5 protein-coding genes are annotated in these 4,783 nt (G+C 73.0%); all 5 read left to right on the top strand.

What is annotated here, in order from left to right; all coding sequences use genetic code 11:
* A partial coding sequence (locus tag AB0K37_RS40205) for a thiamine pyrophosphate-dependent enzyme (protein WP_363990972.1) occupies positions 1–309 on the top strand: 309 nt, incomplete at its 5' end.
* A gap of 45 nt (positions 310–354) precedes the next feature.
* Positions 355–1,344 carry a sugar ABC transporter substrate-binding protein gene (locus AB0K37_RS40210; RefSeq protein ID WP_363990975.1) on the top strand — a complete coding sequence of 330 codons (990 nt, stop codon included), beginning with the start codon at positions 355–357 and terminating at the stop codon, positions 1,342–1,344.
* Positions 1,341–2,393, top strand: coding sequence for an ABC transporter permease (locus tag AB0K37_RS40215; RefSeq protein WP_363990978.1), 1,053 nt, complete (start codon positions 1,341–1,343; stop codon positions 2,391–2,393). Before AB0K37_RS40210 ends, AB0K37_RS40215 begins: the two co-directional genes overlap by 4 nt.
* On the top strand, positions 2,390–3,232 hold the full coding sequence (locus AB0K37_RS40220; protein ID WP_363990981.1) for an ATP-binding cassette domain-containing protein: 843 nt from the start codon (positions 2,390–2,392) through the stop codon (positions 3,230–3,232). Before AB0K37_RS40215 ends, AB0K37_RS40220 begins: the two co-directional genes overlap by 4 nt.
* A gap of 143 nt (positions 3,233–3,375) precedes the next feature.
* Positions 3,376–4,783: NB-ARC domain-containing protein (locus tag AB0K37_RS40225; RefSeq protein WP_363990984.1), on the top strand; the 1,408-nt coding region annotated here is incomplete at its 3' end.

The raw sequence follows: 4,783 nt of genomic DNA on the forward strand, positions 1-4,783 counted from the left end.
CACCGCCTGCGCACCCCCACCGGCCTGGACGGCGAACCGATCCCGGTCGACCTCGCCGCCAACGCCGCCAGCCTCGGCGCCGACGTCATCCGCGCGGACACCTCCACGGACTTGCGGGACGCGCTCCAGCAGGCGCGCAAGTCCCCGAGGACGACGGTCATCCACATTGAGACGAACCCCTTGGCGGAGACCCCCGACAGTGCGGCATGGTGGGACGTCCCGGTCGCGGAGGTGTCGGCGCTGGACTCCACCCGGGAGGCCCGCGCCCGATATGAAAGGGATAGGCGTACGCGCCGTCATCATCTGTGATCAACTCCTCAGACCGACCATTCGGGGAGAAACGGAGAGCAGCCGATGAGAGGCGTTTTCGCGCGTGGGACGTCCAGGGGCCTGGCGGTGCTGGCCGCCGCGGGGCTGCTGGCGCTGAGCGCCTGCAGCAGCTCGGGCGGCAAGAAGTCCGAGGAGACCCCGGAGGGCGCCGGCCCCCGGTTGAAGATCGCGATGGTCACGCACTCCGGCGCGGGCGACACCTTCTGGGACATCGTCCAGAAGGGGGCGAAGGCCGCCGCCGCCAAGGACAACGTCGAGTTCCTCTACTCCGCCGACCCGGACGGCGGCAAGCAGGCCCAGCTCGTCCAGGCCGCGCTCGACAAGAAGGTCGACGGCATCATCGTCACCCTCGCCAAGCCGGACGCGATGAAGGACGTGCTGGCCCGCGCCGCGGCCGCGAAGGTGCCGGTCGTGTCGATCAACTCCGGCGCCGAGGAGTCGGCGAAGCTCGGCGCGGTCGCGCACTTCGGGCAGGACGAGTCGATCGCCGGTGAGGCGGCCGGCACCGAGCTGGCGAAGATCGGCGCCAAGAAGGCGCTGTGCGTCGTCCACGAGCAGGGCAACGTCGGCCTGGAGGACCGCTGCGCCGGCGCGAAGAAGACGTTCGGCGGAGACCTGGAGAACCTGTTCGTCCAGGGCACCAACATGCCGGAGGTGAAGTCGTCCATCACGGCCAAGCTCCAGGCCGACAAGAGCATCGACGGGATCCTGACGCTCGGCGCCCCGTTCGCCGCGACCGCCGTCGACGCGGTCAAGGAGACCGGGAGCAAGGCCAAGGTCGGCACGTTCGACCTGAACAAGGACCTCATCGCCTCGATCAACTCCGGCGCGATCGAGTTCGCCGTCGACCAGCAGCCCTACCTGCAGGGCTACGGGGCCGTCGACGAGCTGTGGCTGCTGAAGAACAACGGCAACGTGCTCGGCGGCGGCCGGCCCGTGCTGACCGGGCCCGCGATCGTGACCAAGCAGAACGCGGCGCAGCTGGAGGCGTTCGCGAACCGGGGGACGCGATGACCCAGGCGGTGGCCGGGCCGCCGGCGGCCCGCCCCGACGAGCGCCTGGCCCGGCGGTCGCCCGTGCGGCGGCTGCTGGGCCGCCCGGAGCTCGGCGCGCTGCTCGGCGCGGTGGCGCTGTTCGCGTTCTTCTCGATCGTCGCGGACGCCTTCCTGCGCGCCGGCTCGTTCTCCACCGTGCTGTACGCGGCCTCGACGTTCGGGATCATGGCGGTCGGGGTGTCGCTGCTGATGATCGGCGGCGAGTTCGACCTGTCCGCCGGGGTGATGGTGACGTCCTCGGCGCTGATCGCCGCGCTGACCGCCTACCAGTTCACGCTGAACGTGTGGGCGGGCGTGGTGATCTCGCTGGTGCTGACGCTGGCGCTCGGCATGGTGAACGGCGTCCTGTACGTCCGGACGCGGCTGCCGAGCTTCATCATCACGCTCGCCACGTTCTTCATGCTCGCGGGCCTGAACCTCGGCGTGACGAAGGCGCTCACCGGCAACGTCGCGAGCGACTCCGTCCGCGACATGGACGGATTCGCCTCCGCCCGCGCGATCTTCGCCTCCGACGTGGACGTGCTCGGCGTCAACGTCAAGGTGACCGTGTTCTGGTGGCTGGCGTTCACGGCGATCGCCACCTGGCTCCTGCTGCGCACCCGCCTCGGCAACTGGATCTTCGCGGTGGGCGGGGCCGCCGGCAGCGCCCGCGCGGTCGGCGTCCCCGTCGACCGGGTGAAGATCGGCCTGTTCATGGGCGTGGCGTTCTGCGCGTGGTTCTCCGGGATGCACCTGGTGTTCGCGTTCGCGACCGTCCAGTCGGGGGAGGGCGTCGGCAACGAGTTCCTCTACATCATCTGCGCGGTCATCGGCGGGTGCCTGCTCACCGGCGGGTACGGGTCGGCGGTCGGCGCGGCGATCGGGGCGTTCATCTTCGGCATGACGAACAAGGGCATCGTGTACGCCGAGTGGAACCCCGACTGGTTCCGGTTCTTCCTCGGCGCGATGCTGCTGGTCGCCACCGTGGTCAACCTGGTGGTGCGGCGCAGAGTGGAGCGGTCGCCATGACGGACGCGAAGGAGGCGCCGCTCATCAGGCTCAGCGGCGTCGGCAAGAACTACGGCAACGTCATCGCGCTGCGCGACGTCGACCTGGAGGCCTCCGCGGGCGAGGTCACCTGCGTCCTCGGCGACAACGGGGCCGGCAAGTCCACGCTCATCAAGGTCGTCGCCGGGCTGCACCGCCACGACACCGGCACCTACGAGGTGCGGGGCGAGGAGGTGAGCTTCGGCTCGCCCCGCGACGCGCTCGACCGCGGCATCGCGACCGTCTACCAGGACCTCGCGGTCGTCCCGCTCATGCCGGTCTGGCGCAACTTCTTCCTCGGTTCGGAGAAGCGGGGCCGTTTCGGAGGCATGGACGTCAGGTCGATGCGCGCGACCACCCACCGGGAGATGGCCGCGATGGGCATCGACCTGCGCGACGTCGACCAGCCCATCGGGACCCTGTCGGGCGGCGAGCGGCAGTGCGTGGCCATCGCCCGCGCCGTCCACTTCGGTGCCAAGGCGCTCGTCCTGGACGAGCCCACCGCCGCCCTCGGCGTCAAGCAGGCCGGGGTGGTGCTGCGCTACATCGTGCAGGCGCGGGAGCGGGGCCTCGCGGTCGTCTTCATCACCCACAACCCGCACCACGCCTACCCGGTCGGCGACCGCTTCCTGATCCTGAACCGCGGGCGCGGCATCGGGTACCACACCAAGGAGGAGATCACCCGCGAGGAGCTCACCGGCCTCATGGCGGGCGGGGGCGAGCTTGAGGAGCTCGCCCACGAACTCGACGCGGCGGGCTCGTCCGCCGCCGCCGCGCGGATGGCGAAGGAGGCCGAGAGCCTGGGCCTCACCGGCGACTGACGGCCCCCCGGGCCGCTTCGGCGGCCCGGGGCGGTCCTCACCCCGGCCCGGGGCGGCGCCGGCTCGGGGCGGGCGCACGCTCCGCGAACCGAGACCGCGAAACCGTGGCGGATCACGCAGCGCGATGCCACACTCACAGAGCCGTGAAGACCAATCTCCCAGCCGAGCCCAACGCCTTCGTCGGCCGCGAACGCGACGCCGCCGACCTCGGCAGGCTGCTGGAGGGCATGCGGGCCGTCACCCTGTGCGGGGCGGGCGGGATCGGCAAGACGCGGCTCGCGCTGCACGTCGCGCAGGCGGTCCTCGACGCGTCCCCGGAGGCCGGTGCGCACGACGGGGGCGTCTGGTTCGTGGAACTGGCCGACGTCCGCCCGGACGGGACGACCGAGCCCGTCGCGCGGCGCGTCGCCGCGGCCCTCGACGTGGCCGAGGAGGACGGCCGGCCGCTCACCGAGACGCTCGCCGACGCGCTGCACGCGCCGCCGGTCCTGCTCGTGCTGGACAACTGCGAGCACGTCGTCGAGGCGTGCGCGAAGCTCACCGGCCTGCTGCTGGCCCGCTGCCCGCGGCTGCGGATCCTCGCCACCAGCCGGGAGCCGCTGCGGATGGCGGGGGAGAACGTGTGGCGGGTGCCGCCCCTGGAGCCGGACGAGGCGGTCCGGCTGTTCCTGGAGCGCGCCAACGCGGCGCGGCCCGGGTTCGCCGTGTCCGAGGCCGTCCACGAGGTCACCCGGGCCCTCGACGGGATGCCGCTGGCGGTGGAGCTCGCCGCCGCCCGGGTCCGGGTGCTGTCGGCCGAGCAGATCGCGCGCCGCCTCGCCGACCGGTTCCGGCTGCTCAGCGCCGGGGACCGCACCGCCCCCGCCCGGCAGCGGACGCTGCGCGCCGCGATCGACTGGAGCCACGAGCTGCTGGACGGGCCGGAGCGCGTCCTCCTGCGGCGCCTGTCGGTCTTCGCGGGCTGGACGCTGGAGCAGGCCGAGCGCGTCTGCGCCGATCCCGCGCCGTCCGGCGGCGGCCCGGCGGGCGCCGCCCTGCCCGCCGACGACGTCCTGGACACGCTCACCGCCCTGGTCGACAAGTCCCTCGCGACGGTGACCGGGGAGACCGCCGGGGAGGTCCGGTTCCGGCTGCTGGACAGCATCCGCGAGTACGCGGCGGAGCGGCTCGCGGACGCCGGCGAGGAGGAGGAGTTCCGCGGGCGGCACCGCGACGCCGTCCTCGCCGACGCCGAACGCGACGGCGCGATCGCCCTCGGCGTCGAGCCCGCGCCCTGGGCGGACCGGGTGACGCTGTTCCAGCGGTACGACACCGAGCTCGGCAACGTCCGGGCCGCGCTGACCTGGTCGCTCGACCACGGCGACATCGCCGAGGGGCTGCGGCTGTGCACCGCCCTGCGGACGTTCTGGATCGCGCGCGGCCGCGTCGCCGAGTGGGCCGACCGGACCGACCGCTTCCTGGCCGCCGCCCGCGATCCCGGCCGGCGCGGTGCCGACGGTCGCGGTGCCGACGGTCGCGGTGTCGACCCGCGCGTCCTCGGCCCGGCGCTCG

This window comes from Actinomadura sp. NPDC049753, assembly GCF_040674655.1.
GTDB classification, from domain to species: Bacteria; Actinomycetota; Actinomycetes; order Streptosporangiales; family Streptosporangiaceae; genus Spirillospora; species Spirillospora verrucosospora.